This is a genomic window from Caballeronia sp. (assembly GCF_049581465.1).
Classification (GTDB): Bacteria; Pseudomonadota; Gammaproteobacteria; order Burkholderiales; family Burkholderiaceae; genus Caballeronia.
Map to the genome: position 1 here is coordinate 1 of NZ_JBAUSA010000180.1, position 5,426 is coordinate 5,426.

At 63.1% G+C, this 5,426-nt stretch carries 3 protein-coding genes and 1 pseudogene; 2 read left to right on the forward strand and 2 right to left on the reverse strand.

Features of this window, described 5'->3' with window-relative positions; genetic code table 11:
* Positions 1–636, forward strand: a pseudogene (locus tag WCA53_RS04530) (hypothetical protein); the annotation flags it as partial.
* Positions 637–638: 2 nt separating this feature from the next.
* Positions 639–1,925 (forward strand): MFS transporter, encoded by a 1,287-nt coding sequence (locus tag WCA53_RS04535; protein ID WP_423906011.1) that lies wholly within the window; start codon positions 639–641, stop codon positions 1,923–1,925.
* Between the two features lie 27 nt (positions 1,926–1,952).
* On the opposite strand, the gene WCA53_RS04540 is transcribed toward WCA53_RS04535, so the two are convergent.
* Both WCA53_RS04540 and WCA53_RS04545 read right to left on the reverse strand, forming a co-directional pair.
* Entirely contained in the window at positions 1,953–3,128 is a 1,176-nt protein-coding gene (locus WCA53_RS04540; protein ID WP_423906014.1) for an FUSC family protein, read from the reverse strand.
* A gap of 28 nt (positions 3,129–3,156) precedes the next feature.
* Positions 3,157–4,539, reverse strand: a complete 1,383-nt coding sequence (locus WCA53_RS04545) for an FAD-containing oxidoreductase (protein WP_423906017.1) — start codon at positions 4,537–4,539, stop codon at positions 3,157–3,159.
* Positions 4,540–5,426 lie beyond the last annotated feature (887 nt).

The following is a 5,426-nucleotide window of genomic DNA, read 5'->3' on the forward strand; positions in this document are numbered from 1 at the left end:
CGCCCGGACGGCAAGGTTATCGGCCGGGCGGTGGACATGTTCACGGACCCCTCCGGCAAGCCGAAGATCATGGTCGTGAATCTCGCGGGCTTTTTGGGTGTCGGCGACCGCAAGGTCACGTTCCCGTGGACCGATTTCCGCTTCAACCCCGCGACCAACAAGGCGCCGGTGACGCTCACGCAGCCGCCGGCACCCCCTGGGGCCAAGGCGAAAGCGGCGGACGCTGCGCCCAAGCCCGGTTCCCTCAACGACGTTTCACCGAGCCTCACGCAACTCATCGACTCGAATCTCGTGCAGAAAAACGGCGCGCGCATGGGTCGCGTCGTCGATGTGCTGATCGACTCGCAGGCGCAGCCGCAAGCGCTGGTGGTCGATCTGTCGGATTCGCTCGCGGGCGACAAGCGGCAGGTCGCGGCCAACTGGCCGGACCTGCATGTGGTGTCACGCAACAAGGTGCTGCAACTACAAATGGATTTCACCGACGCGCAGATCAAGGCTGCGCCCACGTACTCGCCGGAGCAGCCCATCAAGGTCGTCTCGCCCGTCGTTCCCGCGCCTGAAACCGCGCCCGAGACCGATGCCACCGCTGCCGTTGCGTCGAGCGCGGCATCCGGCGCCGTGCGCCCTGCGAAATAACGATGACGACAACGTTGACGGCATCGGTAACGACACGAAGTCTGCGTGCGCTCGACTGGCTGAACTTCTTCGTCGCGAATGTGCAGACCGGCTTTGGACCGTTCATCGCGTCGTATCTCGCCGCGAACAAATGGACGCAGGGCGAGATCGGCTTGATGCTGAGCGTCGGCACGGTCAGCGCGATGGCGAGCCAGTTGCCGGCGGGCGCGCTGGTAGATGTGCTGCGTAACAAGAAAGGCGCGGCTGCCGCTGCGATCATTGCGATTATCGTGGCGGCGCTGTTGCTGGGTGCGAGTCCCACGTTCGTCTCCGTGTTCGCGGCTGAAGTGCTGCACGGCTTCGCGAGCTGCATGCTCGTTCCCGCGATGGCCGCGATCTCGCTCGCGCTCGTATCGCGTGCCGATCTTGGCGATCGGCTGGGGCGCAACGCGCGCTGGGCATCCATTGGCAGTGCGCTTACAGCGGCATTGATGGGCGCGTTCGGCGAGTATTTGTCGCTGCGATCGGTATTCTTCCTGACTGCGGCCCTTGCAGTGCCCGCGCTGTTCGCGCTGAACATGATCCACCACGAGATGGCGCCTGTGGTGCCGCGCATGAAAGCGGCTGCGAAGCGGGCCGGCGAAAAAATCGCCAGCGTGGCAGGAGACGGCGAGCCTCCTGCAAGTCTGCGCGACCTGTTGCGCGACCGCCGCCTGCTCACCTTTGCCGCGTGCGTGGTGCTGTTCCACCTCTCGAACGCCGCGATGCTCAACCTCGCCGCCGGCGAAGTGACCGCGCACATGGGCGACAACGTTCAGCTCGTTATCGCGGCGTGCATTATCGTGCCGCAGTTTATTGTGGCGGGGCTGTCGCCGTGGGTGGGTCGGCAGGCGCAAAGTTGGGGGCGGCGGCCGGTGCTGATTATCGGCTTCGCGGCGCTGCCGGTGCGCGCGCTGCTGTTTGCCGGCGTGAGCAGCCCGTATTTGCTGGTACCGGTACAGATGCTCGATGGCATCAGTGCCGCCGTGTTTGGCGTGATGCTGCCGCTGATCGCCGCCGATGTCGCCGGCGGCAAGGGTCGATACAACTTGTGCATCGGCTTCTTTGGGTTGGCGGCCGGCGTTGGTGCAACGCTCAGCACCGCGATAGCGGGATTTGCGGCCGACCGCTTCGGCGTGGCGTTCAGTTTCTTCGGGCTTGCTGCGGCGGGTGCGCTAGCGGTGGTGCTGGTCTGGCTCGCCATGCCGGAGACGCGAGATGCGGCGGCGGTCGAGGCCAGGGCTAAAGAGGAACCCGCCACCGCAGGGTAGTGGGCGCGGCGCTTGGGGTCGGGTGTTCTAACCGACGCCCCGAGCATCCGCACGCGAAAGCGGCCCCCGGCTGGTTACCGCCAGCACGCCCGCCAACACCACGATTCCCGAAAGAATCCCGCACAGCCGCATGAGCGCGGGCACCGGATCCGCCGACCAATGATGGTCCTGCACAAACACCATGATGAACGCGATCGTGAACTGGCGGCCGACGTAGCTCGCGCCTTCCCGCCCGGTTTGTACGTGACACCCGATCCATACCCCAACCGACAACGCCAGAATGCATAACACCGCACGCCCCTGCGTCAGCGGCAGTAGCGCCACGCCCAACGCACCCGCGAGCAAACAACCCGCTACGCGCTGAACCATTCTTTCCACAATAGGCCTTCGCGCCTTGGCCGCCAGCACCGTCGACGGCAGTATCAAGACCGCAATTGCCGTGACCATCGCCTGCGCGAAACCGGGTAGATGCCAAAGGTAGGAGAACGCCGCAAGTATCGCCACTGCCAAGGCAGCCTGGAGACCGAGCAGCGAGCGCGCCGGACGCAGCGACTCGAAGGACGGCAGGGCCGCGGAGGCCGATTGCGGTTCCGGTTCCCCAGGTTCAGCCGCCGAGGCAGATCTCGCCGGCAATCGACCCTTTAACTTAACTTGCGCCCCAACGTGGAACAAGCCCGCCACCAGCACACAGGCCAGCGTTCCGACTGCCACCTCCGCCACGCGCAACGCCGCAAATGATGCGGTCGATTTAATCGAGACGAGCCCGTGTGCTTCAAACGTCACCATCAGCGCGGTGACTGCGCCCAACACCCACGCATAAGCCGCTTTGGATCCGTTCGCGCAATACACGCCCGTACCGCCGATCAGCCCCAAAGCAAGCACCACCAGTAGCGGCCGGTCGCCGATTAGCGGTCCAACTATCGTCCCAAGCAACGCACCGGCAAGCGTGCCCAACATGCGATAAATTCCTCGTCGGACCGAAGCCGGGAAACTGGCCTCCATGACCGCGAAGCCGCTGATGGCCGCCCACCAGGTGTTCTGAAGATTCAAGGCATTCGCAAGGACAACTGATAAACCAACCGATAGCACCGCTTGCGTGCCGAATGACGCACGCGCTCTGGACGGTCTCCAGGCCGCGAGTTCGCGCCCAAGGGCAAGCGCCGCGCTCTTGCAGATTGTCGCGAGTGTGTCGAAAAGATCCATCGGCGCGGCTCCGCAGTCCCATTGACACTTACGTGAGCGGCTTCAGGTTCCCCAGCAAAGTTGGAATCAACTCGCTGACCGTGGGATGGATATGCATCGCGCGTTGGAGCGTGGTGTAAGGCGCGTCCGCGGTCATGATGTCGATGAAGGTATGAATCGCTTCGTCGCCCTCGATGCCGACGATCGCGGCGCCCAGGATCTTGTTGCTGGCGGCGTCCACCAGGACTTTCATGAAGCCGTCGGTCTCGCCGCGTTCGCGCGCCCGGCCGACCCGCGACATGGGCAGGGTGGCGATCAGCGCCGGCCGTCCGGTCTTGCGCACATCGTCCTCGCTCATGCCCACGCGTGCGAACGGCGGATCGACGAATACCGCATAGCACATGATCCGGCCATCGACATTGCGCGCCTCGCCGTCCACCACGTTCGAAGCGATCACTTCGTAATCGTTGTACGACGTGTGCGTGAACGCGCCGCGTCCGTTCACGTCGCCCAGCGCCCAGATGCCGTCCACCTTCGTTCGTAGCTGTCCGTCGGTGTTGATCAGGCCGAGCCGGTTCGGGACGATCCCCGCGTGTTCGAGACCGATGTCGTCGGTGTTCGGCGTGCGGCCGATAGCGCAAAGCAGATGCGATGCAGTGATGAACTCGTCGCCGAGCGCAATCCGCACGCCGTTGGCCGCCGGCTCCACGCGCGACATCTCGGTGCCGAACCTGAACTCGACGCCTTCGCGCGACAACACTTTCTGGATCTGCGCGGCGACGTCTCTGTCCTCGCGGGCGAGAAGGCGCTCGCCTCGCACCAGCACTGTGACGCGGCTGCCGAAACGACGAAACATTTGCGCGAATTCCAGTGCGACATAGCTCGCGCCGACGATCACGAGATGCTCGGGCAACTCGGTCAGTTCGAGCATGGTGGAATTCGTATGATAAGAAATACGTTCGATGCCTTCCACCTGCGGCACGATCGCGCGCGTCCCGGTATTGATGAAAATGGCGTCGGCGTCGAGATCGTGCGGTTGGCCGTCATGCCCGTCGATATATATCGAATGCGCTGCGGTGAAACGCCCGTGGCCCTTGAAGACCGTTACGTTCGGGGTATTGCGCAGCCACTTTTCGACGCCGTTGCGCGAGCCCGCGATCACCTCGTCCTTGCGAGCCTTTATGCGGGCCATGTCCACGCTCACGGGGCCTTCCACGATCACACCCATGTCGCCCGCATGGCGCGCGACGTGGGCCGCGCGGGCGCTCGCCACATAGGTCTTGGTCGGCGTGCAGCCCACGTTCACGCACGTGCCGCCAAATAAGTGCCGTTCGATGACCGCAGTTTTTCGGCCGCTCTGGGCGAGCTTCACGGCCAGCGGCGCGCCGCCTTGTCCGGTGCCGATCACGATGGCGTCGAAATGCTCTGACATGGGAATCTCCACGAAGGTCGATGGGATTGCGGCGCTGTGTTTTGGCATAGTAGCCCGGATTTCGCTGGCGCTCGGGGGGTTTGGGGGGTGCTGCTTGTGGCTAGTGTGGGGCTAGGGCTTGGGCGGTGCTGCTTGCGGCGAGTGTGGGGAGAGCGTTGAGTCCTTCTGCTAGCGTGGTCGTTCTGTTTAAGTCGGATTTTCTTGCTTATTTCTGTTAGCCCCTATCCGGGGCGGGACTTCATTTCTTTGCAAACGCGCAAAGAAACGAAGCAAAGAAACGCGTTTTAAACCGCCAATTTTTAAGGGTCGTCGGTTGTGGAGTTCTGGTTTTTGGCACGAACGTAGCGCGGCCCCAAACATTTAACCCGCACTCGAACACCCTCCCCAAGCACCAACGGCGCGCACACGCTTCGCCTCAACAGCCGTAGTCCGGTTGGGTTACCGCTGGGACCATCTACATTCAGGCCCGTGGCAACGCCCGCGGTGAGGTCAACGACAAGGCCAGTAATGAAGCCAGCAAACGGGCTGGCGGAGGCCGCTTGGATTTGAGCGGTCGCGGGGTCGCGTGTGAAGCGCGAGCCGGGCTGGATGAGTGCGGGCTGCGGGCATCGGCGGTACGAGCACGCGGATCGATCCTGATATATGGCCGTCGAGGCGAAGCGTGTGCGCGCCGCTGGCGCTTGAAGGCGGTGTTCGACTGGGCGTTGATTCATGGGAGCCGTGCTACGTTCGGGCCAAAAGCCTGAAATGGACGACGACGACACTTAAAAATTGGCGGTTTAAAACGCGTTTCTTTGCTTCGTTTCTTTTCGCGTTTGCCGTTTGAAAAGAAATGAAGTCCCGCCCCGGATAGGGGCTAACAGAAATAAGCAAGAAAATCCGACTTA